Below are 25,725 nucleotides of genomic sequence, written 5' to 3'. Positions count from 1 at the left end.
CAAGGGGAGGTAGTCACCCCTGCGAGGGCCTGAACCGGGCCACCAGCGTGTGGCTCTCGGCCGCGTAGATAAAGCGGACGTGGGTGACCGGGTGCTCCGCGCTCCATGTCCGACGCTCGACGACCAGGCAAGGCGCGCCGGCCTCGATGTCGAGCGCCGCCGCGATTTGCCTGTCGGCGGCAACCGCGCGGATGCGGTGCTCGGCCTCGCTCCACGGCACGCGGCCGATCAGCCACGGCCCAGGCGCGATAGCCAGGAATTCCTCGTCGATCGCTTCTGGCACGGCGGCCAGGTTGATCAGCCGCTGCTCATGCGCGAACGGCCGCTTGCCGGCGAAATGCCGGCATTCCAGCGCCAGCACCGATCCGACGGCACCGAGTTCCAGCAAACCGCGATCCTCTGCGCTGCTGCGCCTCTTGTGCCGCGCCACGCGCTCGTAGCGATAGGGCAGGCCAAGCGCCTCGACCTCGATCCGGATATCGTGGATTTCCAGCACGGCTGCCTGCGACTGTGGCCGGCGGACGAAGCTGCCTGAGCGGCGGCGGCGTTCGATCAGTCCGGCCTTGGCCAACTGCGACAGCGCCTTGTTCACTGTCATGCGCGAGCAATTGTACTCGGTCGTCAATTCGTGTTCGAACGGGATGCGGTGACCGGGCGCCCAGGCGCCGGACAGGATTTTCTCGCTAATATCCGACAGGATGCGCTGGTGCAGCGAGCCGCCACCTTCCGCATCCGCCGTCTCGGTCACGCTCATGCCGAGAGCGCCGTCATCACGTTGCGAAAACGCTCGGCGATGGCCTCGCGTCCTGCATGCTGGCCGCCGCTGACCTGTTTTTTGCCATGCACCCAAACGCAGTCGACCTCGCTGCCATTGGCGAAGATCCAGGCATCGAGGATCGCGTCACCCGTCTTGCCGGCCAATGAGGGGGCATTGGCATCGAGCGAGACGAGATCGGCGGATGCGCCAGCGGAAATCTCGGACGCGCCGGCACCAAGGGCGGCGCTGCCGCCGTCAACTGCGGCGTCGAACAACGCGCGACCTGTCGAGCCACCGGCGACCGCCAGCACATTGCGGGCACGATGCGCGAGGCGTTGCGAATATTCGAGCTGGCGCAACTCGTCGGGCAAGCCGATCAGAACGTTGGAATCGGAGCCGACGCCAAAACGGCCGCCATGTTCTTTAAACAGCGGCGCGGCGAAGGTGCCATCGCCGAGATTGGCCTCGGTGATCGGGCAAAGGCCGGCGATGGCGCCGCTCTTCGCCATCCCGACCGTTTCCGCATCTGTCATGTGCGTGGCGTGGATCAGGCACCAGCGCTGGTCGACCTTGGCATGGCCAAGCAGAAACTCGACCGGACGCGCGCCGGACCAGGCAAGGCAATCCTCGACCTCTTTCACTTGCTCGGCGATGTGGATGTGGATTGGTCCGTCAGGCGCTATGGCGGCGACCTGGGTCAACTCCTCCGGTGTCGCAGCACGCAAACTATGCGGAGCGACGCCGACGACGGCCTGATTCAAAGTGCCAACGCATTCCCGGCTTTTCTCAACAAGCCGGGAGAACCGGTTCACATCGTTGATGAATCGCCGCTGGCCTTCATTGGGGGCCGCGCCGCCAAAAGAGGAGTGTGCGTAAAACACCGGCAGCAGCGTCAAGCCGATACCGGTTTCGCTGGCCGCGGCCGCGATCCGCTCGGCCATCTCGGCGAGGTTGGCGTAGGGTTTTCCGTCGCGGTCGTGATGCAGATAGTGAAATTCGCCGACTCGTGAAAAACCCGCCTCCAACATCTCGACATAGAGCTGCGCGGCAACTGCCTCGACCTGATCGGGCGTCATCGACAGCGCGAAACGATACATCACCTCGCGCCAGCTCCAGAAACTGTCGGCGGAGGGGCCGCGAAGCTCGGCCAATCCGGCCATGCCGCGCTGGAAGGCGTGGCTGTGCAGATTGGGCATGCCGGGCAGCAGGATAGAGTGGCGTTCGTCGCCGGCCAACGCAATGCTTTCAGGCTCGACAGTTGCGATGCATCCCTTGGCGAGGGTGATGCGCACATTGTTGTGCCAGCCATCGGGAAGGAGTGCCTGTTCCGCGAAGATATCAGTCACTTTTCTCTCCCGTTCTCTGTCTCTCATGCGATGATAGCGCTTGCAGTGCGTTTCAATATGTATATACATAATCGCTGCCGATTGAAACGGAAAAGATGATGGTTGCAGAGAGCAAACGCCGGGCAGGGGGGCTTCGCCTGTGGCGCAATGCGCGCCTTGTCACCATGGCCAAAAGTTCTGCCGGACTTGGCGTTGTCGAACATGGCGCGGTCGCCGCGCGTGACGGCCGCATTGTCTACGCCGGTCCCGAATCGGAGATGCCCGCAACGCTTGCTCCGGACGAGACGGTCGATTGCGAGGGCCGCTGGATCACGCCTGGCCTGATCGATTGCCACACCCATCTTGTCCACGCCGGCAACCGTGCAAACGAGTTCGAGATGCGGCTGGCCGGCGCCACCTATGAAGAAGTTGCAAAAGCGGGCGGCGGCATTGTCTCCTCGGTCAAGTCTTTACGTGCCGCCAGCCAGGATGAGTTGGTCGCGCAGTCGCTGCCTCGCCTCGATGCGCTGATCGCCGAGGGCGTAACCACGGTGGAAGTAAAGTCCGGTTACGGGCTCGACCTCGAAAATGAGCAGAAGTCGCTGCGTGCCGCCCGCCAGCTGGGCGACAGACGCCCGGTGACGATCCGCACAACCTTCCTTGGCGCCCATGCGCTGCCGCCGGAAGCCAAGGGCGACAAGGACGCCTTTATCGATCTGGTCGCAAAAGAAATTCTCCCGGCGGTCGCCGCCGAAGGGCTGGCCGATGCCGTCGACGGTTTTTGCGAAGGTATCGCTTTTTCGCCGGAGCAGATGGCGCGCGTCTTCGATGCCGCCAAGGTGGCAGGCCTGCCGGTCAAGCTTCATGCCGACCAATTGTCCAACCTGCATGGGGCCGAACTCGCCGCCCGCTACGGCGCGTTGTCGGCCGATCATCTCGAATACACCGATGAGGCCGGTGCGGCGGCGATGGCGAAGGCGGGAACCGTGGCGACGATCCTGCCCGGCGCCTATTACTTTATCCGCGAGACAAAGAAACCGCCGATCGGCCTGTTCCGGCAGCACGGCGTCAGGATGGCCGTCGCCACCGACAACAATCCCGGCACCTCGCCGCTGACCTCGCTGCTTTTGACCATGAACATGGCGGCGACCTTGTTTGGCCTGACGGTCGATGAATGCCTTGCCGGCATCACCCGCGAGGCCGCCCGTGCACTGGGCCTGCTTGGCGAAACCGGCACGCTCGAAGCCGGCAAATCCGCCGACCTGGCGATCTGGGACATCGAGCGCCCCGCCGAACTCGTCTACCGCATGGGTTTCAACCCGCTGCATGCCCGTATCTGGAGAGGACAATGACCGAACTGACCCTCAAGCCCGGCAATGCGACGCTGGCCGACTGGCGCGCCATCTATCGCGGCGCCGTGCCGAAGCTGGACGATGCCTGCAAGCCAAAAATCAAGGCGAGTGCCGAGGCGGTGGCGCGGATCGTTGCCAAGGGTGAGCCGGTCTATGGCATCAACACCGGCTTCGGCAAACTGGCCAGCGTCCGCATCCCCGCCGAGGATCTCGAGACCTTGCAGCGCAACATCGTGCTGTCGCACGCCGCTGGTGTCGGCGAGCCGATGCCATCAGCTGTTTGCAGGCTGATGATGGCGCTGAAGCTCGCCAGCCTGGCGCAGGGCGCGTCCGGGGTGCGGCCGCAAACCATCGAGTTGCTCGAAGCGATGCTGGCCAACGACGTCATCCCGGTGGTGCCGGCGCAAGGTTCGGTCGGCGCGTCGGGTGATCTGGCGCCGCTGTCGCACATGACGGCGGTGATGATCGGCGTCGGCGAATGCTTTACCCCGCATGGCCGTTTCCCGGCCAAGGTCGCCTTTGTCTCGCACGGGCTGGAGCCGGTGACGCTGGGCGCCAAGGAAGGGCTGGCGCTGCTCAACGGTACGCAGTTTTCAACGGCCTATGCGCTCGCCGCCTTGTTCGAGGCCGAAGTGCTCTACCAGTCGGCGCTGGTCGCCGGTGCGCTGTCGACCGACGCGGCAAGGGGCTCCGACGCCCCCTTCGATCCGCGCATCCACCTGCTGAGAAAGCACCGTGGCCAGATCGAGACGGCGGACGCCTTGCGCAACCTGATGGCCGGCAGCGCCATCCGTGAATCGCACCGGGTCGGCGACGAGCGCGTGCAGGATCCTTATTGCTTGCGCTGCCAGCCGCAGGTGATGGGTGCGGCACTCACCGTGCTGCGGCAGGCAGCCGACACGCTCGGCACCGAGGCCAATGGCGTCACCGACAATCCGCTGATCTTCGCCGAGGACGACACGGCACTTTCCGGCGGCAACTTCCACGCCGAGCCGGTGGCCTTTGCCGCCGACATGATCGCGCTCGCCGTCTGCGAGATCGGCTCGTTGTCGGAACGCCGCATCGCCATGCTGGTCGATCCCGCGCTGTCGGGCATGCCGGCCTTCCTGACGCCGAAGCCGGGCCTGAATTCAGGCTTCATGATCCCGCAGGTGACAGCGGCTGCTCTTGTCTCGGAGAACAAGCAGAAGGCCTATCCGGCCAGCGTCGATTCCATTCCCACCTCGGCCAACCAGGAAGACCACGTTTCGATGGCCGCGCATGGCGCGCGCCGGTTGATCGGCATGATCGAGAATGCAACGGCGGTGATCGGCATCGAATTGCTGGCCGCCGCGCAAGGCTGCGACTTCCATCAGCCGCTGGCGTCGAGCGCCGCGCTCGAAGCGGTGCGCAAGCTGGTCCGGGCCGAGGTGCCGCATCTCGACAATGACCGGCATTTCCATCCCGACATGGAAAAGGCCATCGCCATGGTGCGCAGCGGCGCGACAGTCAGGGCTGCCGGCGCGATAGCACTGCCGTCGATTTCGGGAGCGGCATGATGTCCAGAACGCCCTGGCTCACGGTAACGCGCGGCACGGCACCGCTGCTGGTGTCGATTCCGCACACCGGCATCGACCTCGCCGGCCTCGAGAATCGGCTGGTGTCGCCCTGGCTCGGCCGCCGCGATTGCGACTGGTGGATCGACAAGCTCTATGACTTCGCCGCGGGCCTCGGAGCGACTGTCGTTCACACCGCGATCTCGCGCACCGTCATCGACGTCAACCGCGATCCGTCCGGCGCCTCGCTCTACCCCGGCCAGACGACGACCGGGCTTTGCCCAACCGAGACTTTCGACGGCGATCCGCTTTACCGCGAGGGCGAGGAGCCGGGGCCGTCGGAGGTCGATGAGCGGCGCGAGAAATTCTTCGTGCCCTATCATGCCGCCATGCAAGACGAGATCGACAGGCTGCGAACCTTGCACCAGACGATCGTCGTCTACGACTGCCACTCGATCCGCTCGGTGCTGCCGCGGCTGTTCGAGGGCACGCTGCCGGTGTTCAATCTCGGCACCAATGACGGCAAGAGCGCTGACCCGGACTTGCAGGCGATGGTCGGCCGGATCATGGCCGAAACCGGCGAAAGCTCTGTCGTCAACGGCCGCTTCAAGGGCGGCTGGATCACGCGCCATTTCGGTCAGCCTCAAGATGGCATCCATGCGCTGCAGATGGAGCTGTCAAACCGTGGCTACATGCGCGAGCCGGAAGGCAAGGGCGCGCCTGACAATTGGCCGGTTCCCTACGATGCCGAGTTCGCGGCGCCGATCCGCGCAACGCTGGAAAAGATTCTTAAGACCGCGATTGCCTGGGCGCAACGCTGATCAGGCAACGCTTTCGGGATGGATGCCATGACCGGACATGCCAGGAGATTTGTTCTTGCCGTCGGGCTGCTCTCGGCCGCGGTCGTTCCGGCGGCCGCCGCCGAAGTGGCCATGAAGGGCGCTGACATTCTCGCCACCTTGAAAGGTGCCCGTGTCGAAGGCCCTGACTGGGCGCAGAGCTTCGACGATGGCGGCGCCACGATCTACACGAAAGCCGGCGCCCAGTCGCAGGGTCGCTGGGACGTGCGTGGCGACCAATACTGCTCGCTGTGGCCGCCCTCGGACATCTGGGCCTGCTACGCCATGACCATCGATACATCCGACCCTGCCCATGAGCAGGTCACCTGGATCAGCGCTGACGGCCACCGCAACGCCGCGCACCTCATTCGAAAGGGACAATGATGAACAATCCTCGCCACAACATCCGTGAAGTCCGCAGCCCGCGTGGTACGGAAATCAGCGCACGCTCCTGGCTGACCGAAGCGCCGCTGCGCATGCTGATGAACAACCTTGATCCGGACGTCGCCGAAAACCCCAACGAACTGGTCGTCTATGGCGGCATCGGCCGGGCGGCGCGCACCTGGAACGACTTCGACCGCATCGTCGCCTCCCTGAGGACGCTGGCCGATGACGAGACTTTGCTGGTCCAGTCGGGCAAGCCGGTCGGCGTCTTCCGCACCCATCCCGACGCACCACGCGTGCTGATCGCCAACTCCAACCTTGTGCCGCACTGGGCGACCTGGGAAAAATTCAACGAGCTCGATAGGAAGGGCCTGATGATGTACGGCCAGATGACGGCCGGCTCGTGGATCTATATCGGCACGCAAGGCATCGTGCAGGGCACCTACGAGACCTTCGTCGAGGCCGGCCGCCAGCATTATGGCGGCAATCTCAAGGGCAAATGGATCCTGACGGGTGGTCTCGGCGGCATGGGTGGTGCTCAGCCGCTGGCCGCCGTCATGGCCGGCGCCTGCTGTCTCGCCATCGAATGCAATCCGGACTCGATCGATTTCCGTCTACGCACCCGCTATGTCGACGAGAAGGCGGAGACGCTGGACGAGGCGATGGCGATGATCGAGCGCTGGACCAAGGCCGGCGAGGCGAAGTCTGTCGGCCTGCTCGGCAATACCGCCGAGATCGTGCCGGAAATGTTCAGACGCGGCATCCGCCCCGATATGGTCACCGACCAGACCTCCGCCCACGACCCCATCAACGGCTATCTGCCAAAGGGTTGGACGATGGCTGAGTGGCGAGAGAAGCGGACGTCCGACCCGAAAGCGGTTGAAAAAGCCGCCCGCGCGTCAATGCGCGAACATGTCGAGGCAATGGTGGCATTCTGGAACGCCGGCGTGCCGACGCTCGACTACGGCAACAACATCCGCCAGGTGGCCAAGGAGGAGGGGTTCGAGAACGCCTTCGCTTTCCCCGGTTTCGTGCCGGCCTATATCCGCCCGCTGTTTTGCCGCGGCATCGGCCCATTCCGCTGGGTAGCTCTTTCCGGCGACCCGGAGGATATCTACAAGACCGACGCCAAGGTGCGCGAACTCACCCCCGGCAACACCCACCTGCACAACTGGCTCGACATGGCGCGCGAGCGCATCGCTTTCCAGGGCCTGCCGGCCCGCATCTGCTGGGTTGGTCTTGGCGACCGCCATCGGCTGGGGCTCGCCTTCAACGAGATGGTCGCAAAGGGCGAGCTGAAGGCCCCGGTCGTCATCGGCCGCGATCACCTCGATTCCGGCTCGGTCGCTTCGCCGAACCGCGAGACCGAATCGATGAAGGACGGCTCGGACGCGGTGTCCGACTGGCCGCTGCTCAACGCGTTGCTCAACACGGCGTCAGGGGCCACATGGGTGTCGCTGCATCATGGCGGCGGCGTCGGCATGGGCTTCTCGCAGCACGCCGGCATGGTCATCGTCGCCGACGGCACGCCCGAGGCAGCCAGGCGCCTGGAGCGGGTGTTGTGGAACGATCCGGCGACCGGCGTCATGCGCCATGCCGATGCCGGCTACGACATCGCCATCGAGTGCGCGAAGGAGCATCAGCTCAATCTCCCCGGCATTCTCGGGTGAGTGGTTGAACCGATGCGCGTCCTGCGGGCATCTGAATACCGGTCGATGCCGTGGAAGAACGGCGGCGGCGTGACGACGGAAATCGCCGTCTCGCCTGCAGGCGCCGGGCTCGAAGACTTCGACTGGCGCGTCTCGATGGCGCGCGTCGAGGGCAGCGGCCCGTTCTCGCAATTTGCCGGGATCGATCGCACGCTTGCCGTGCTCGAAGGCGAGGGCATCGTCCTCGATATTGCCGGCCGCCCGCCGATATCAGTCACCAGGGCGACCGCCCCACTTTCCTTTCCGGCTGACGTGCCGACCGCGGCCGCGCTGATTGGCGGGCCGATCACCGATCTCAATGTCATGACCCGCCGAAGCCGGATGACGCATTCGGTCGAGCGTCTGGCGGTTTCGGCGCCGGTGGAAATCAAGACCAAGGCGAGGATAAACCTCATCCTGTGCCTGAATGGGGAAATCACTGTGCCCGGCACCGAACCGGTTCGCCTCGGGCCGCTGGACACGCTGCTGCCTGGCCCGGATACCGCCAGCCTGCTTGTCCAACCCGTCCATGACACGACGCTGTTCGTGATCCGGATCGGCGGCGTCACCGGCAACGATTAACGCTTGTTTCCAAACATGATCGCGATGCCGGCGAAATATAGCGTAAGCTGCTAGCGGCATCACGAAAAAGCCTGAATCCTCTTCGTCGATCGATCTTGACGGGAACAGGGGCGCACGTCTTTGAATTTTTGCTGAGAGATGACGCCCTGTCGTGGTGCGGAAACAAACTTTCGGCAATTGGGGTTTATGCAACCAATTGCATTTGAATCGGTTTTAGGGCCATTGCCGTGGCGGTGACGCCGCTGAGTGCCGCATACGGAATTTTCAATGAATATTCAGACGAACCCTGCCCAAATCGAGAAGACAAGCGCGAGCTTCCCGGTAATCACGGAAGAGCCGATCCGATCCAATTTCCTGCCCGAAGACCGCCTTCGGCTGCTTGGCGAAAGCCTCGCAAAAGGCGACCTGACGGATCTCTTCGGCCTGACGCCGTTCGATTTTCAGGCCCGTATCCGCGACAGCGCCAAGAAGATTTTGGAGGTCTACCGTTCGACCAACGCCGCGCAGGCGCGAGGCGAGACGATCACGCCGGCGGCACAGTGGCTTCTCGACAACAACTATCTGGTCGAAGAAACCATCTTCCAGGTCAAGCGCGACCTGCCGCGCCGCTTCTACCGCCAGCTGCCCACCCTGAAACTGCCCGATAGCGGCAGCGTGCCGCGCGCGCTGGCGCTGGCCTGGACCTATGTGGCGCATTCGGACAGTTCCGTCTCGGCGACGATGTTCAAGTCGATCGTCCAGGGCTTTCAGTCGGTCGAGCCGCTGAAGATCGGCGAACTCTGGGCGCTGCCCTCATTGTTGCGCTTCGTCCTGATCGAAAATCTCCGCCGGCTGGCGGTCAGGGTCAATCGCACCCGCCAGATGCGCCAGATCGCCAACGACGTGGCGGACAAGGTTCTGGCGACCGACGACACCCCCGACCGTCAGGCGATCCTGTCCAACTTCAGCGCCCACGCGCAGGACACCACCTTCGCCACCCAGCTGCTCTACCGCTTGCGCGATGGATCGCAGAACGCAGGCAAGGCCCTGGAGTGGCTGGAAGGCGAGCTCGAAAAGACCGGCTCCGACGCCGAGGAAATCATCATTTCCGAACATCACACGCTGTCCAGCGGCAATGTGACGACCGGAAACATCATCCGCGGCCTGCGCCTCATCAACGACGTCGACTGGACGGTGTGGTTCGAAGGCGTCAGCCGCATCGATACCGTGCTGCGCGAGCGCACCGATTTCGCCGCGCTCGACTTCTTCTCGCGTGATCAGTACCGGACCGCGATCGAGGAACTGGCGCGCCGCTCGAACCTTTCGGAATATCGCGTCGCCGAGAAGGCCATCGAACTGGCCGGTCACGCCGCCAGCGGGACCATCATTGGTCATAGTGAAGGCGATGCCGCTCCGGCTGCGTCCGCCCACACCGATGTCGGTTTCTTTCTTGTCGGCCCGCGCCGGCTCGAACTGGAAAAGGCGATCGGCTACCGGCCGACGGTCAGCCAGACGACCAAACGCGCGTTCCGCAAGACCGGATGGCTTGGCATCGTCGTACCGGTGTTTGCGCTGACGGCTCTGCTTCTCGTCCTCTCCGGCAACGCCCTGGCCAATCTGGGTCTGTCGGTGCCGTCGATCGTCTTGATGCTGGCGCTGTTCGCGGTGCCGGCCAGCGAGGGTGCGCTCGCCTTCTTCAACACCGTCGCATCGCTGTTCCTGAAGCCGACGCGCCTCGTCGGCTACGACTACAAGCACGGTGTACCGCCTGAGGCGCGCACCCTGGTGGTGGTGCCATCACTGATCGGCTCCCGCGACGATGTCGAGGAAAACATCCGCAACATCGAGGTGCATTACCTCGCCAACACGGCGGATGAAATCTACTTCGCGCTGCTGTCGGACTGGCCCGACAGCAAGACCGAGATCGATGCTGCGGACACCGAGATACTCGAATTCGCCCGCGCCGAGATCGCCCGCCTGAACGCTCGCTATCCCTCGCAAGGCGCATCGCGCTTCTACATCCTGCACCGACGCCGTCTCTTCAACGCCGCCCAGGGCGCCTGGATGGGCTGGGAGCGCAAGCGCGGCAAGCTGCATGAGCTCGACCTCCTGCTGCGCGGCGACAGCGACACCACGTTCCTGCCGCTCGACGTGCCGCTGCCGGAAAACGTCGTCCATGTGATGACGCTCGATGCCGACACGCGCACCACCCGCGACGCCGTCGCGACCCTCGTCGGCAAGCTCTGCCATCCGCTCAACCGTCCGCATTTCGATGCGACCAAGCGGGTGGTCACGGCCGGCTACACCATCCTGCAGCCGCGCATCACCGCGTCGCTGACCAGTGGTGACGATGCGTCGTTCTTCCAGCGGGTCTTCTCGGCCAATCGCGGCCTCGATCCTTATGTGTTTGCCGTGTCCGATCTCTATCAGGACGTCTTCGGCGACGGCTCCTTCACCGGCAAGGGCCTCTATCATGTCGACGCCTTCGAGGCGGCGCTGCAGGGTCGCATCGAGGAAAACACCATCCTCAGCCACGATCTGCTCGAAGGTGCGCTGGCGCGCTCGGCGCTGGTCACCGACGTCGAGCTGGTCGAGGACTACCCGACACGCTACTCGGTCGACGCGTCGCGTCACCATCGCTGGGCGCGCGGCGACTGGCAGCTTCTTGGCTTCATCCTCGATCCGCGCCCCGGCGTGCCGGCCTTGTCGCGCTGGAAGATGGTCGACAACCTGCGCCGCTCGCTGACGCCGATCTTCTGGGTGATGGCGGCGATCGCCGGCTGGACGCTGCTGCCCTTCACGCAGGCCGCGCAATGGCAGGCCCTGCTCATCCTCAGCCTGTTCATGGCGCCGACATTCGACGTCGTCAACGCCATCCTGCCCAAGAGCGGCGACCAGACGCCGCGCGGTCATTTCTCGGCGCTGGCGCGTGACGTCGCCTTCGGCACCGCCATGGTGGCGCTCAAGATCGTGCTGATGGCGCATAACGCCTGGATGATGGGCGACGCCATCGTGCGCACGCTCTACCGGCTGTTGGTCAGCCGCCAGAACCTGCTGGAATGGCGCACCGCCTCGCAGGCGCACAAGAGCGGCGACAATGATCTCGGTTCCTACTACGGCATGATGTATGGCGCCGTGATCATCGGCTTCGTCGGTCTCGCCATACCGGTGCTTGCCGATTCCACCGGCGCCTTCGTCGCTTTCTTCTTCGCCCTGTTCTGGATCGCCTCGCCGGCCATCGCCGCCTGGATCAGCCGCTCGGCCGAAACCGAGGACCGGCTGCGCATCTCAGCCGCCGACATCCATGCGCTGCGCACGGTGGCGCGGCGCACGTGGCACTATTTCGAGAGCTTCGTAACGGCCGAGCATCACAATCTGCCGCCGGACAATTTCCAGGAAAGTCCGGCGCCGGTCGTGGCGCCACGCACCTCGCCAACCAATATCGGCGTCTATCTGCTGTCCGTCGTCTCGGCGCGAGACTTCGGCTGGATCAGCCTGTCCGATGCCATTACCCGCATCGACGCCACGATGACCACCATCGAGGGCATGCCGCGCGACCGTGGCCACCTCTTCAACTGGTATGACACGACGACGCTGAAGCCGCTTTATCCGCTCTATATTTCCGCTGTCGACAGCGGAAATCTTGCCGGCCATCTGGTGGCGGTGGCGGCAGCCTGTGCCGAGTGGGCGGAAGCGCCCTCCGTCCACCTCCAGGGCGATTTCGAAGGCATCCTCGACACGGTCACCATCCTCAGCGAAAGCCTCGACGATTTGCCCGACGACCGCCGCCAGCTGCGCCCGTTGCGTCAGCGCCTGGCCGACCGTCTCGACGGCATGCGGCGCGCGGTCGAGACCATCAAGGCGCAGCCGGAAATGGCGTCGATCCGCACCATCAATCTGGCCGTGCTGGCCGGCGAGATCCGCAAACTCGCCGCTGCCATCCACACCGAGGCCGCATCGGCCCAGAGCGACATCATCGTCGATTGGGCGGCAAGGCTGGAAGCCAGTTGTGAGGCGCATGTCCATGACGCGCACAGCGATGACAACGCCGTCGAGGCCCTGCGCGCCAAGCTCTTGACCTTGCGCGAGCGCACGCGCCGCTTTGCCTTCGAAATGGATTTCTCCTTCCTGATGCGGCCTGAACGCAAGCTGCTGTCGATCGGCTACCGTGTCGAGGAACACCAGCTCGATGAAAGCTGCTACGACCTTCTCGCTTCCGAGGCGCGGCTGACCAGCCTGTTCGCCATCGCCAAGGGCGACCTGCCGACCGAGCACTGGTTCCGTCTTGGCCGACCGATCGTCGAGATCGGCTTCCAGGGCGCGCTGATGTCGTGGTCCGGCTCGATGTTCGAGTATCTGATGCCGCCGCTGGTGATGAAGGAGCCGCAAGGCAGCATTCTCAACCAGACCAGCAAGCTGATTATCAAGCGTCAGATCCAGTACGGCCGCCAGAAGAACGTGCCATGGGGCATTTCGGAAGCAGCCTACAACGCCCGCGACCGCGAACTGACCTACCAGTACACCAATTTCGGCGTCCCTGGCCTCGGGCTGAAGCGTGGTCTCGGCCAGAACACGGTGATCGCGCCTTACGCGACCGTGCTGGCGGCGCAGTTCAACCCTCGTGAAGCCGTGCAGAACCTCGCGCGGTTGCGGGAGGTCGGCGCGCTAGGCCGCCACGGCTACTACGATGCCGTCGACTTCACGCCGCAGCGCGTGCCGGAAGGCACCGATCATGTCGTCGTGCAGAACTACATGGCGCACCATTCTGGCATGTCGATCGTGGCGGTTGCCGACGCCATCTTCGAAGGCCGGATGCGCGACCGGTTCCACAGCGATCCGGTCATCGAATCCGCCGAACTTTTGCTGCAGGAGCGGGCGCCGCGCGACATCCCGACCGCGACCGTCAGGACCGAGGCCGACGAACGCGCCAAGGACGAGACCGAGATCGAGAGCCCCGACACCCGCATCGTGCTCGATCCGTTGCGGGCGCTGCGTTCGACCAGTGTGATGTCCAACGGCCGCTATTCGGTGATGGTCACCGCCACGGGGTCCGGCTACAGCCGCTGGGGCGATCTCTCCATCACCCGCTGGCAGCCGGACCCTACCGAGGACCGGCTCGGCTCCTACATCTTCCTGCGCGATGCCGGCACCGGCGACTGGTGGTCGGCGACCGCGGAGCCGAAGCACGCGGCCGAGGAAAAGGCGCAGACCCTGTTCTCCGACGACAAGGCGAGCTTCGTCAAATCGGTGGGCACCTTGCGCTCCGAGGTCGAATGCATCGTCATTTCGGAAGGAAATGGCGAGGGCCGTCGGGTCACCCTCTACAATGACGGCCCATCCGACCGTCACATCGAAGTGACCTCCTTTGCCGAACTTGTGCTCGGGCTGGAGGCCTCGGACAATGCGCATCCGGCCTTCTCGAAGATGTTCGTCGAGACCGAGATCGCATCGAACAACAGTGCGATCTTCGCCACGCGGCGCAAGCGCGAAACCAGCGAGCCCGATGTCGCCATGGTGCATTTCGTCACCGATCCGTCGGGATTGGCGCGTGATGCCGAGGCCGAGACCGACAGGCGAGCCTTCATCGGCCGTGGCCGCACCATCGTCGATGCGGCCGCGTTCGATCCGGGCGCCAGGCTTGGGGGCCATTCGGGCTTCACGCTCGATCCCGTCGCCGCGCTGCGCCGCCAGGTGCGCGTGCCTGCCAACAAGAAGATATCCCTGACCTTCTGGACCGTCGTCGGCGCCAGCCGCACTGAACTGGAGGAGGCCGTCGCCCGGCTCGACCATCCGGAGAGTTTCGCTCGCCAGGCCATGCTCGCCTGGACCCGCAGCCAGGTGCAGACCCGCCATATGGGCCTCAGCCTGACCGATGCCGCAAACGTGCAGAAGCTGGCGCGCTATCTGATCTATCCGGATCCGTTCCTGCGTCTCCCCGCCGAATCCATCGCCTCGGGGCTGGGTAAGCAGTCGAGCCTGTGGCCGACCAGCATTTCGGGCGATTTCCCGATCTTCCTGGTCAGGATCGGCGACGTCGCCGACCTCGAGATCGTCGCCCAGGCGCTGCGTTTCCAGGAGTACATGCGCACCCGCGGCATGATGATCGATTTCGTCGTCGTCAACGAGCAGGCCTCCTCCTACGTCCAGGACCTGCAGCGTGCGGTCGAGACGCTGTGCGAAAACAGCCGCCTGCGCGGCAAGGAACTCGGGCCTCGCCAGCACATTTTCGCGGTCCGCCGCGACCTGATGGACGAGACCACCTACAAGACGCTGCTCGCCGTCGCCCGCGTCGTCCTGCACACGCGCAACGGCACCATCTTCGATCAGATAGAGCGGGCGGAGGCGGCTGCCCTGCAGGCGCGCGAACCCCTGCAGCCGGCAGGATCGCTGGTCCCGCGCGACCTGCCGTCGCTTGCGCCGATGGCGCATGCCTTTGCCTCGCAGGCGGTGGCGAATGCCAGCGCCGACGGAAGCGGGCTCAGCCAGTGGAACGGCTTTGGCGGTTTTGACGGCGACGGGCGGCACTACGTCGTGCGCCTCGCCGGCCGGCGCACCACGCCGCAGCCGTGGATCAACGTCGTCTCCAATGCTTCGTTCGGCTTCCATATCTCGGCCGAGGGCGCTGCGTTTACCTGGAGCCGCAACAGCCGCGATTATCAGCTGACACCGTGGTCGAACGACCCGGTCTCGAACCGGCCGGGTGAGGGCCTCTACATCTACGATCAGGCCAGCGGCAAGGCGTTCTCGCCGCTCGCCGCCGTGGTGCGCGATCCCTCGATGACCTACGAGGCCTGGCACGGCCAGGGTTTCTCGACTTTCCGCTCGAGGCGCGGGCCCTTGTCGATGGATCTCACCTATGTCGTCGACCCGGTCGATCCGGTGAAGATTTCGCGATTGCGCATCCAGAATTCCGGTTCGGTGCCGGCGCGGCTGCGTGTCTATACCTATGCCGAATGGGTGCTCGGCGGGCATCGCTCGCGCACGGCGGCAACCATCGTCCCGTCCCGCGACGCTGCCACCGGTGCGTTGCTGGCGCAAAACCCCTACGGGCTCGATTTCAGCGAGCGAGTGGCCTTCCTGGCCGCCGACGGTGGCGTGCACTCGGTGACGACCGACCGCTCGGAGTTCCTCGGCCGGCACGGCACCAGCGAGCTTCCGCACGCGGTGCTGAGTGGCGCGGCACTCACGGGCCGTGTCGAAGCTGGAGACGACCCTTGCGCGGCGATCGCCCGTGACATCGAGATTCCGGCCGGCGGCGACGTGACGCTGCTGTGGCTGCTTGGCGATGCCGAGTCCGTCGAGGAAGCCAGCGCCCTGGTGCAGCAGCACCGGGCCAAGGATTTCGACAAGCGGCTGGCCGACAACGAGCGCGAGTGGCGCGGCTTCCTCGACACCATCCAGGTCGAGACGCCGGACAAGGCGCTCGACGCCATGGTCAACCACTGGCTGCCCTATCAGAGCCTGGCCTGCCGCATCCGCGCCCGCTCCGCCTTCTATCAGGCAAGTGGCGCCTTCGGCTTCCGCGACCAGTTGCAGGACACGCTGGCGTTGCTGGCGCATGATCCGCAGTTGGCGCGTGACCAGATCCTGAACGCCGCGCGGCGGCAATTCCCCGAAGGCGACGTGCAGCACTGGTGGCTGCCGCGCACCGGCGCCGGCGTGCGCACCATGATCTCCGACGACGTGGTCTGGCTGGCCCGTGCCACGGCGCGCTATCTGCTGGTGACCGGCGACGCCACCATCCTGAAGGAGCAACTGCCCTTCATCGACGGACAGGCTCTGGGCGAGGGCGAGCACGATGCCTTCTTCACTCCGGAAGTTTCGAAGAAGACGGCCTCGCTCTACGATCATTGCGCGCGAGCGCTCGATCTTGCCATCAAGCGCAGCAGCCCCGACGGGCTACCGCTGATCCTTGGCGGCGACTGGAACGATGGCATGAACCGCGTCGGCGAGGAGGGCAAGGGCGAGAGCGTCTGGCTGGGCTGGTTCCTGCTGAAGACGCTGGGCGACTTCGCCGCCGTCGCCAAGACCGAGGGTGATGCCAAGCATGCGCAAGCCTGGGCAAAGCACGCCGATGCGCTGAAGCGGGCGCTTGAGAGTACGGCATGGGACGGCGAATGGTACCGGCGCGGCAGCTTCGATGACGGCACGCCGCTCGGCTCGCGATCCTCGCAGGAGTGCAAGATCGACTCGATTGCCCAGTCCTGGAGCGTGCTTTCGGGAGAGGGCGATCCGGCGCGGTCGACGACGGCAATGGAGCAGGCGACGAAGCTGCTCGTCGACGACAAGCTCAACATCGTCAAGCTGTTCACGCCGCCCTTCTCGAAGACGGACAAGGATCCGGGCTACATCAAGAGCTATCCACCCGGTGTTCGCGAGAATGGCGGCCAGTACACCCACGCCGCCACATGGTTCGTCATCGCGCTCGCCGAAATGGGGCTGACCGACGAGGCCTATCGCTGTTTCTCGATGCTTAATCCGGTCAACCATGCGATCGACGAGGCTTCGGCCGAGCACTATCGCGTCGAGCCCTATGTGGTTGCGGCCGATATCTACGCCGGGGACGACAAGGGCGGCCGTGGCGGCTGGACCTGGTACACCGGCTCCGCCGGCTGGCTCTACAGGGCGGCGGTCGAAGGCATCCTGGGCATCGAACGGCGTGGCAAGCGCGTCCAGTTCAAGCCGAAGCTCCCCAGCCACTGGGATGGGTATTCGGCGACCCTCAAGATGCTGGGCGCGGAACTCAGGGTTCGCGTCATCCGCGACAATAAGACCAAGACGGTTTCATTGGAGCTGAATGGGGCAAAGACCAAGGTTTCGACGGTTGAGCTAAAAAGTGGCGAGGTTGCTGACGTCGTCATCAGAATCCCGGCCTGACGCATGTCGCCCGGCAGCACGCCCTCGGCTTGACTCCCGGGTGAAGCGGCTTTGGGGACGACGGCACGATGGAACACGGCGCCAAGTCGCTTGGCGCCGTGTCCGAGAGCGCGGCCCGGATCGGGACTGGTAATTATTTAGAATCAATACTTTGATGCATCACGCCTAGGCGTTCCCCCGAGGTGAATCTTGGCCTCCCGGCGATCCTTGGGAGCCGCCAGGGCGCGTTACTTTGCGCGTACTGTTAAGAAGGCGATTTCAGCCCCTCGTCATCCGCCCGACATCCTTGGTGATTAAAATTGCGGCAGCACTAGCCGTCTGCCATGATTCTGCCGCATGCCTGACATTTTAGCTGTCTTCTCAAACCGTTAGGTGATCACGGCAGATTTCGGAACGTCGCCATCTTTTGTTCGCTCAGAGGGAACTGAAGAGGTACACGGCCATTGTTTTGCGACGTATCAAGCGGTACGAGTCAAATGATGCAGTGCACAATAAACAGCGTGGCGGAGTAACTGGGGTGACCCTTCTGCAAATCTACTGGAGAGCGCTCGGTTATCTGGCCGAAGACAGGAAACGCGTCGCGTTGATCTGTTCGGCCAACGTCGCTCTCGCCATCATCGCCATCCTCGAGCCGATCATGTTCGGCCGGGTGATCGATGCGATTTCCGAGCGCGGTTCCGTGTTTACCACGCTTGCCCTGTGGGCGGGCCTGGGCGCCTTCAACATCGTCGCCTTCGTTCTGGTGGCGCGCGGCGCCGACCGTTTCGCCCACAAGCGGCGCAGCGAGGTGCTTTGCCAGTCTTTCGAACGCGTGATCACCATGCCGCTCGCCTGGCACCATCAGCGCGGCACCTCCAACGCCTTGCACACGCTGTTGCGCGCGGTCGAGACGCTGTTCAGCCTGTGGCTCGAATTCATGCGTCAGCATCTGTCCACTGCCGTTGCCCTTGTCCTGTTGGTGCCGACGGCCATCAGCATGGATCTGCGCATGTCGCTGGTCCTGCTGGCGCTCGGCGCGCTCTATGTCTGCATAGGCCGGCTGGTGATGAAGCGCACCAAGGCAGGCCAGGCCGCCGTGGAGCGCCACTATCACCAGGTGTTCGCGCATGTCACGGATTCGGTCAGCAACGTCGCCGTGCTGCAGAGCTACAACCGCCTCGGCCATGAGGCCGATACGCTGCGCCGCTACGTCAAGAACCTGCTCGACGCGCAGAACCCGGTGCTCGACTGGTGGGCGATGGCCAATGCGCTGCACCGCCTGTCGTCGACCATTTCAATGATGGTGGTGCTTCTGATCGGCGCCTACCTAGTCACCCATGGCCAGCTGCGCATCGGCGACGTCATCGCCTTCACCGGCTTTGCCACGCTGCTGATCGCCCGGCTCGACCAGATGTCGGCCTTCGCCAACCAGATTTCCGAGGCCCGCGCCAAGCTCGAGGACTTCTACCATCTCGAGGACTCCGCCGCCGACGCCGCCGAGCCGGATGGCTTGCGCGATCTGACCAACGTCACCGGCCATGTCCGCTTCGAGAATGTCGGCTTCGAATTCGCCAATTCGGGACAAGGCATCGACGACGTGTCGTTCGAGGTTCAGGCCGGTCAGACGGTCGCCATCGTTGGCCCGACGGGCGCCGGCAAGACCACGCTCATCAACCTCCTGCAGCGCGTCTTCTCGCCGTCCCATGGGCGTATCCTGATCGACGGCATCGACACCCGCACCGTGACCCGCAATTCGCTGCGTCATTCGATCGCCACCGTGTTCCAGGATGCCGGCCTGCTCAACCGCTCGATCGAGGACAACATCCGCGTCGGCCGCGCCGATGCGACCAATGACGAGATCCATGCCGCCGCCAATGCGGCTGCCGCGCAGGACTTCATCCTGGCAAAGAGCAGCGGCTACGATACGCTGGTTGGCGAACGCGGCGGCCAGCTGTCGGGTGGCGAGCGCCAGCGCATCGCCATTGCCCGCGCCGTGCTGAAGGATGCACCGATCCTGGTGCTCGACGAAGCGACCAGCGCCCTCGACGTCGAGACCGAGGACCGCGTCAAGGAAGCGATCGACGAATTGCGGCGCGACCGCACCACCTTCATCATCGCCCACCGCCTGACCACCGTTCGCGACGCCGATCTGGTTGTGTTCATGGACAAGGGCAGGGTGGTCGAGATGGGCGGCTTCGCGGAACTGTCGATGCGCAATGGCCGCTTTGCCAGCCTGCTGCGTGCCGGTGGCCTGCTCAACGATGAGGAGGTTCGCCGCCTCAGCCGCACGGTCCAGCAGCAGCAGGAAGCAGCCGCCTGATCGGGGGTAGTGCCTCTGCCTTCTCCCGCAAAAGGGAGAAGGCGAGACGCGCCTGCGACACCACCGCTCGATTGCCCCAAACGCGCCGGCGGTCTATGTAGAGCCGCATGAGCGACATGACTTCACGCCTGACTGGCTGGATGGATCTTGCCAACCCGACACGCTTCGTCGGGCTGGCCGACAGGGTCGTGCCTTGGCTGGCGACGATCGCCGCGCTCATCCTCGCCATCGGGCTCTATATGAGCTTCGCGGCGCCCGAGGACTTCCAGCAAGGCATCACCGTCCGCATCATGTACCTCCACGTGCCTTTCGCCTGGCTCGCCATGATGTGCTACACGCTGATGGCAATTTCGGCGCTTGGCACGCTGGTCTGGCGGCATCCGCTGGCCGATGTCGCGCTGAAATCCGCGGCCCCCATCGGGGCTGTCTTCACCGCGCTGGCGCTGGTCACCGGTTCGATCTGGGGCAAGCCGATGTGGGGCACCTGGTGGGTCTGGGATGCGCGGCTGACCTCGGTCTTCGTGCTGTTCCTGATGTATCTCGGCATCATCGCGCTGACCCGCGCGCTCGACGATGCCGGACGCGCCGCCTGGGCCGCCGCCATCATCACGCTGGTCGGCTTCATCAACATCCCGATCATCAAATTCTCGGTCGACTGGTGGAACACGCTGCACCAGCCGGCCTCGGTGTTCCGGCTCGGCGGGCCGACCATCGATCCCAGCCTGCTGTGGCCGCTGCTGGTCATGGCCGTCGGCTTCACGGTGCTGTTCTTCGCGTTGCACCTGATGGCGATGCGCACGGAAATCCGCCGCCGCCGGGTCATTGCAATGCGTCGCGTCGCCGCCAGGCAGGCCGAGCGGATTTAAGGCGCCATTGCGCCGGTGCACTGACAGATCAAGCGTTCATCGTCTCTGAACAGCTTGTCATTTCTGCAGATTGTGAACCTCGAACGCGGTCTCCTGAGGCGGCGAGGTGAACCCACCCTTGATGCCCGTTTTCATTTGAGGCATCAGGATATCGTCCCGGAATTGCTCCCAACTCTTCTTGGATTCGTGAACCGCAACAATTGACCAGCCACCGGCCGACGGGCCGGCAACATGGAAGACTTGGCCTTTTGGCAGGCTTTTTCCGCCTGCTGGATGCACCGCAGCGATTGACGCCTCGTACTGCTCCTTCGTGCCGCCAGGAAAATAATGCGTGATCGCGTAAGCCATTTTTGTTTTCCTCCCGAGCAAGCCGCAAACCATCCAATGGCCGGCTTGCTGAAGCCAGATTGACGTAAGGGAACACCGGGGACAAGCAGAACCTTAGACAGGGTCGACCATGCACCATGCCCTGGACACGGGTTTGGATGTTCGCGTCAGCCGGTGCGGCCGCGCGCAGCCACCGGCAACGTTTCCAGCACCTTGTCGCCGTCGATCAGATTGACCTCGTTGAACAGGTTGGTGACGACGCAGCAATGGTCGGGCACGACGCGGACGCGTTCACCGATGCGCAGCCTGGCCTGGTCCGAAAGCGTGACGGTGCCGTGCTCCTCGCTCAAGCCGGTTACCCGCGCGCCCGCAACGCCGAGCAACTCGCCGAAATCGGGCAGCCCAAGCGTGTCGCTGGACAGCGCCTTGCTGCCGGCATCGAGGATGGCGCGCGTCGGCGTCGGATGACTTACCACCGTCGACAGCACCGTCAGCGCGCAATCGTCGAGGTTGCCGACGCCCTTCGCGACCTGATAGCGATCGAGATAGATATAGGTGCCGGGGCGATATTCGGTGACGACCGATGCGCCGCTGGAGCGCCACATGTCCGGCGTGCCGCCGCTGGAGATGCGTTCGCAGGCAAGGCCCGATGCGGCAAGCGCCTGCCTGGCCTTGGCGAGCCAGGCTTCGGCCTCGACCGCGCGGCCTGCGGCCGGGTAGGTCATCAGCCCGCCGAAGGCGAGGCCGCCAGCCTTGTCGATCTGTCTTGCCAGCGCAACCGCTTCGCCGGCCGTCTGCACGCCGCAGCGGCCCATGCCGGTGTCGCATTCGACCAGCACCGGCAGACGATGGCCGGCGTCGGTGAAAGTCGCCGCGAGCCCTTCCAGCGTCTCCATGCTGTCCGCCGTCACCGACAGGGTGACACGGCGATGCAACGCCAGAAGCCGCTCCAGCTTGGCGCGCCCGAGGATGTTGTAGGGCAGAAAAATATCGGTGAGCCCAGCGTCGGCCATCACCTCGGCCTCGCCGATCTTCTGGCAGGTGATGCCGACGGCGCCGGCCGCGACCTGTTTCTTCGCCCAGTAGGGCAATTTGTGCGTCTTGATATGCGGCCTCAGCTTCAGCCCGTTCTTGTCGGCATGGGCCTGGGCGCGGGCAATGTTGGCTTCGGCGCGCGCCGCGTCGATCAGGATCGAGGGCGTATCGAGGTCGTGGATGGTCGGCATCATCTGTCACCCTGTGAAAATCCGCAGGGGTTATGATCCTGAAAGCGCGCGATGTCACGCGGCCAGCCGAGCGGATCTGTGGTCCATGCGCACAAGCCGCAAGGCGCGTGCAGGGCGGCAAGACGGATCGACACCGCGTCGGCGTTCGGCTATGCGGTTTGCCTATGCGTGTCGCCCAAAAGTGCGTAGCGGTTTTGGGACAACGGCATGCGTGCTAACAAGCTGAAGCGTATCGCTTGAACCCCGCCAGACGCCGCGCGCTTGAGCAAAGTCGACACGAAGGACCATGATCATGAAACGCTCCGCCATCAACGACATCATCCGCGAAGCCGACGCTTTCATCCGCTCGTTCGGCTACATCATGCCGCCCTTCGCCTATTGGTCGCCCGAGGAAATGAAGGCGCGCCAGGTCGACTCCTCGGCCATCTTCACCTCCCGGCTCGGCTGGGACATCACCGACTACGGCCAGGAGAAATTCAAGGAGCTCGGCCTGTTCCTGTTCACCGTTCGCAACGGCCGCTACGAGGACATGAAGAAGGGCATGGGCATGCTCTATGCCGAGAAGATCATGATCTCGCGCAAGGACCAGCTGTCGCCGATGCACCGCCACAACATCAAGGCCGAGGACATCATCAACCGTGGTGGCGGCAAGCTGGTGCTGGAACTGTTCATGCACGATCGCGATGGCGGCATCGATCCCAAGGCCGAGGTGTCGGTGCCTGTCGACGGAACCATCCACAGGCTGCCGGCGGGCGGGCTGTTGAAGCTCGACCCGGGCCAGAGCGTCACGCTGCTGCCCGGCGTCTGGCACGCCTTCTGGGCCGAGGGCAAGGATGTGCTGATCGGCGAGGTGTCGACCGTCAATGACGATCTCACCGACAATGTCTTCCGCGAACCGATCGGCCGTTTTTCCAACATCGACGAGGATACAGCGCCGGTGCACCTACTGGTGTCCGACTACGAGAAGTGGCTGGGCTAGTTTCGCTGTGAATTCAGGCGCCTGGTCAAGGCCGGCGTCGCCTCAGTGACAGCAGCCCGGCGCTGGCTGCACGCTCGTCCGGCACAGGCAGGATGAACTGATCGGCACGTCCGCCTTGGCCAGCGCCACCGCGAGCCTTGCCTGCAGCGCCGGCAGTTCTTCGTTCTCGCCGCGCCGTTCCAGGCATTCCACCAACCCGTGCAGAGCCCAGACATTGTTCGGAGCTGGGCGCAGCGCTGCACCTTGCGGCTGAGGCCGAGATCGTCGCGGTAGACCTGCTCGGCCTCTTGAGCGCGGCCCTGGTCGAGAAGCAGCGCGGCCAGCGCATGGCGCGGCGGGTGCATCCACGCCCACGGCTCGGTGTAGGACAGATTGTCGTCAAGCTCGACCGCTTGCCGCAGATGGCCATAGGCCTCGTCATGCCGGCCCTGGTGGTAGGCAAGTTCACCATCGAGCAAGGCGGCGCCGACGGCGAGCGAGGCGCGGGTCGGGTTGCTGAGGAAGCGCCGATCGGGCGCGATGCCTTCCAGATGCCGATGGAACTGGTCGCGCTCGCGCTCCGCCTCGGCAAAATTCCTGAGCGTCGCATGCGCGACACCCTTGGCGTAGTGCTGCATGGCCGCCGTCAGCACATAGAGCGCCGGCTCCCTGGTCAGGGGCTCGTCGATGATCTCCTGCCAGCGGCCGAAGCGTACCAGCACATGCGATTTCATCGCGTGGTAGCCTTCCACCGTCTGGGTGAGCTTTGGCCGGTCGGGGAGGCTGACGACGTCGCGCGTCACCAGGCTGCGCACCTTGTCGGCGGCCCACAGGGCCGGCGTGGACTGGCCTGACAACATGCAGGTGAACATCATCAGATGCAGGTCGTGGCAGCAGCCGAGCAGATAGTAGGTCGGCTCATCCGCATAGGCGAGGTAGAGGTCGTTGGCGCGAACCGCTTTTTCGCTGGCAAGCTTCGCCTTGTCATACGCGCCGCACAGCACATAGATGTGCCCCGGCATGTGGTTCATGTGCCCGGCATCGGGGCACATCTCGCCGAGCAGATCCGCCGAGCGCATGCCGCGCTCCGGCATGGTCGACATTTCCAGCAGATGGATGTGCAGGTGGATGATCGCTGGATGCTGCGCGATGCCCGCCTCGTCGGCAAGCCGGATCGATCGCTCGCAAACCTCGAGCGCCTCGACGACATCGGAATTCGGCGCCGGTTCGCCGGTCTTGAGGTTCCACAGGCGCCGAACGGTGCGCATCATCAGCGCCTCGACAAAAAGCGCCATCACATCATGGTCGTTGGGAAAGCTGGCATAGACCAGCCGCATCGCGGCGGCGTAGGCGTCATCCCACTTTTCGAATTCGGGCAGTGTCACCCGATGCGGTTTCTGGAAACGGCAAGCAAGCGCCTCGATCAAGCGCCCTTCGACATCGCTGGCGGCGGCCGCATTGGCGCGCGCCAGCTGGACATGCTTAAAGCAAAGCTTGGTCGCGCTGTTCGCCTCGGCCTCGCCATGCTCCTTCCAGGTCAGATTGTAGAAAGGCCCGGCGGCATAGGCGATGCCCCAATGCACCATCGGGCAGTCGGGGTCGGTTTCCAGCGCCTTCTCAAAACACTTGATGCCTTCCTCATGGTTGAAGCCGTAGCACCAGTTCAAGCCGATATCGAACCAACGCTGGGTTTCCGCCGAGAGGGTGGAGATGGGGCGGCGGTAGGTGCCGAGGTCGAAGCGATCCATGTCTTCCATTCTGTTTTGGTGCTGATGGGATGCGAAGGGCGGCGCGCCAGCCGCTCTTAGTCGGTCCCTTCGTTTTGCCAGCCAGCCAGCTCTGGCAGGTCGTCAAGCCAACTCTTCTCGGTGATCGAGGTATCGCCGGCCTGCGGTGCGGCATCAGTGGCGTTTTGAATCAGCCAGTCCACCCACTTCCGATAGGCAACCGCATCCAGCTGGGGCGGCAGCACCTTGGCCTTGAGCAGCATACGCTTGCGGAAACTGGTTTGCCTGCGGAGCTTGGTCGTCGTGAACTTGATTGCCTTGCCTTGGTATTCAACCGTCCACCGGTCGCCCCCATGACCGACAAGCCTGTCGATGGCGAAGCCGGTATCGACCGGCCTATCCCGCCAGGGAAGCTCGATGGCACTCTTCCTCAACGCGATGGCCCATCGCCTGTAGTCGGCTCCGGCGAGCTGGGGCGGCAGCACACCGGCCTGCTCGAGCATCTTTCTTCGGAAGGCAGGCTGCTTCTTTAGCTGGCCGGTCGTGAACTCGACGCGATGCCCACGAAACTCGACGTGCCACCGGATCCTTCCGTTGCCGACATACTTCACCAGCCTGTCGATGAAGAACTCGCCATCGGCAAGCATCACGCAGCCCTGATTGATGCCGTCGAGAATAAACTCGGTGTCAGTGACCATCATGCGGCCTCGTGCCTGAAAGTTTATGGAGCTTAGCCATTGGAATGAACCAAACGCCACCAATCTTTCGCTAAGGCAATGGAATGCGAACCCTTGGTAATACTGGAGCTAGGCCGTCGATCTTGATCAAGTTTGGCTGGGGTTCTTGGAAGCTTTTCGAACTTTCTGGGTCGCGCCTCAGCCTGAATTGCGTGCGCTTGTGGGACAACTTGGGACATTAGATTCGGTTTTAGAAAGAATTTGACGAGGCATCGAATTTTTGGCGCGCGTGCCCTCCTTGGTCGTGAACGTCAGTACGAATCCCCG

Annotated in this window: 15 protein-coding genes and 1 pseudogene; 10 read left to right on the top strand and 6 right to left on the bottom strand. The window is 64.1% G+C overall.

Annotation, left to right across the window (positions count from 1 at the left end; translation table 11 throughout):
* Nucleotides 1-13: 13 nt before the first annotated feature.
* Together hutC and AC56QP_RS04130 are read right to left on the bottom strand one after the other, a co-directional pair.
* The gene (gene hutC, locus AC56QP_RS04135) at nt 14-754 is read right to left on the bottom strand and encodes a histidine utilization transcriptional repressor HutC (RefSeq protein WP_489860829.1); all 741 of its coding nucleotides are present in this window, start codon (nt 752-754) and stop codon (nt 14-16) included.
* Complete coding sequence (locus AC56QP_RS04130) at nt 751-2,103, bottom strand: formimidoylglutamate deiminase (protein WP_497100771.1); 1,353 nt, start codon at nt 2,101-2,103, stop codon at nt 751-753. The genes hutC and AC56QP_RS04130 overlap by 4 nt, the downstream gene beginning before the upstream one ends.
* Before the next feature lie 98 nt (nt 2,104-2,201).
* Between AC56QP_RS04130 and hutI the strand changes: the two genes are divergently transcribed.
* From hutI to AC56QP_RS04085, 9 genes are all read left to right on the top strand, one after another.
* Nucleotides 2,202-3,434, top strand: a complete 1,233-nt coding sequence (gene hutI / locus AC56QP_RS04125; protein WP_497100772.1) for an imidazolonepropionase — start codon at nt 2,202-2,204, stop codon at nt 3,432-3,434.
* Complete coding sequence (gene hutH, locus AC56QP_RS04120) at nt 3,431-4,972, top strand: histidine ammonia-lyase (protein ID WP_489860831.1); 1,542 nt, start codon at nt 3,431-3,433, stop codon at nt 4,970-4,972. The genes hutI and hutH overlap by 4 nt, the downstream gene beginning before the upstream one ends.
* Nucleotides 4,972-5,790: an N-formylglutamate deformylase gene (gene hutG / locus AC56QP_RS04115; RefSeq protein ID WP_489860832.1), complete on the top strand. Its 819-nt coding sequence runs from the start codon at nt 4,972-4,974 to the stop codon at nt 5,788-5,790. The genes hutH and hutG overlap by 1 nt, the downstream gene beginning before the upstream one ends.
* Before the next feature lie 27 nt (nt 5,791-5,817).
* Nucleotides 5,818-6,192 (top strand): hypothetical protein, encoded by a 375-nt coding sequence (locus AC56QP_RS04110; protein WP_489860833.1) that lies wholly within the window; start codon nt 5,818-5,820, stop codon nt 6,190-6,192.
* A complete protein-coding gene (hutU, locus tag AC56QP_RS04105) occupies nt 6,189-7,862 on the top strand; it encodes a urocanate hydratase (RefSeq protein WP_489860834.1) in 1,674 nt (557 codons plus the stop codon). The genes AC56QP_RS04110 and hutU overlap by 4 nt, the downstream gene beginning before the upstream one ends.
* A gap of 12 nt (nt 7,863-7,874) precedes the next feature.
* Entirely contained in the window at nt 7,875-8,462 is a 588-nt protein-coding gene (locus tag AC56QP_RS04100) for a HutD/Ves family protein (protein ID WP_489860835.1), read from the top strand.
* A gap of 267 nt (nt 8,463-8,729) precedes the next feature.
* Entirely contained in the window at nt 8,730-17,318 is an 8,589-nt protein-coding gene (locus AC56QP_RS04095; protein ID WP_497100773.1) for a glycoside hydrolase family 94 protein, read from the top strand.
* A gap of 517 nt (nt 17,319-17,835) precedes the next feature.
* Complete coding sequence (locus AC56QP_RS04090; protein WP_489860837.1) at nt 17,836-19,617, top strand: glucan ABC transporter ATP-binding protein/ permease; 1,782 nt, start codon at nt 17,836-17,838, stop codon at nt 19,615-19,617.
* Between the two features lie 107 nt (nt 19,618-19,724).
* The gene (locus AC56QP_RS04085; protein WP_489860838.1) at nt 19,725-20,483 is read left to right on the top strand and encodes a heme ABC transporter permease; all 759 of its coding nucleotides are present in this window, start codon (nt 19,725-19,727) and stop codon (nt 20,481-20,483) included.
* A gap of 57 nt (nt 20,484-20,540) precedes the next feature.
* Here AC56QP_RS04085 and AC56QP_RS04080 read toward each other — a convergent pair whose 3' ends face one another.
* Both AC56QP_RS04080 and AC56QP_RS04075 read right to left on the bottom strand, forming a co-directional pair.
* Nucleotides 20,541-20,831: a hypothetical protein gene (locus AC56QP_RS04080; protein ID WP_091577505.1), complete on the bottom strand. Its 291-nt coding sequence runs from the start codon at nt 20,829-20,831 to the stop codon at nt 20,541-20,543.
* Nucleotides 20,832-20,977: 146 nt separating this feature from the next.
* Complete coding sequence (locus AC56QP_RS04075; protein ID WP_489863688.1) at nt 20,978-22,036, bottom strand: D-TA family PLP-dependent enzyme; 1,059 nt, start codon at nt 22,034-22,036, stop codon at nt 20,978-20,980.
* A 292-nt stretch (nt 22,037-22,328) separates the two neighbouring features.
* Here AC56QP_RS04075 and AC56QP_RS04070 point away from each other — a divergent pair, with 292 nt between their 5' ends.
* Entirely contained in the window at nt 22,329-23,015 is a 687-nt protein-coding gene (locus tag AC56QP_RS04070; protein ID WP_091577621.1) for a D-lyxose/D-mannose family sugar isomerase, read from the top strand.
* A gap of 42 nt (nt 23,016-23,057) precedes the next feature.
* Here the strand turns inward: AC56QP_RS04070 and AC56QP_RS04065 are convergent.
* Together AC56QP_RS04065 and AC56QP_RS04060 are read right to left on the bottom strand one after the other, a co-directional pair.
* A pseudogene (locus AC56QP_RS04065) lies at nt 23,058-24,742 on the bottom strand (hypothetical protein).
* 56 nt (nt 24,743-24,798) lie between these two features.
* The gene (locus AC56QP_RS04060; protein WP_489863689.1) at nt 24,799-25,419 is read right to left on the bottom strand and encodes a hypothetical protein; all 621 of its coding nucleotides are present in this window, start codon (nt 25,417-25,419) and stop codon (nt 24,799-24,801) included.
* Between the last annotated feature and the right edge of the window lie 306 nt (nt 25,420-25,725).

It is taken from the genome of Mesorhizobium sp. RCAM 05104 (genome assembly GCF_059683645.1).
This window is presented reverse-complemented; position numbering and strand designations above follow the sequence as displayed.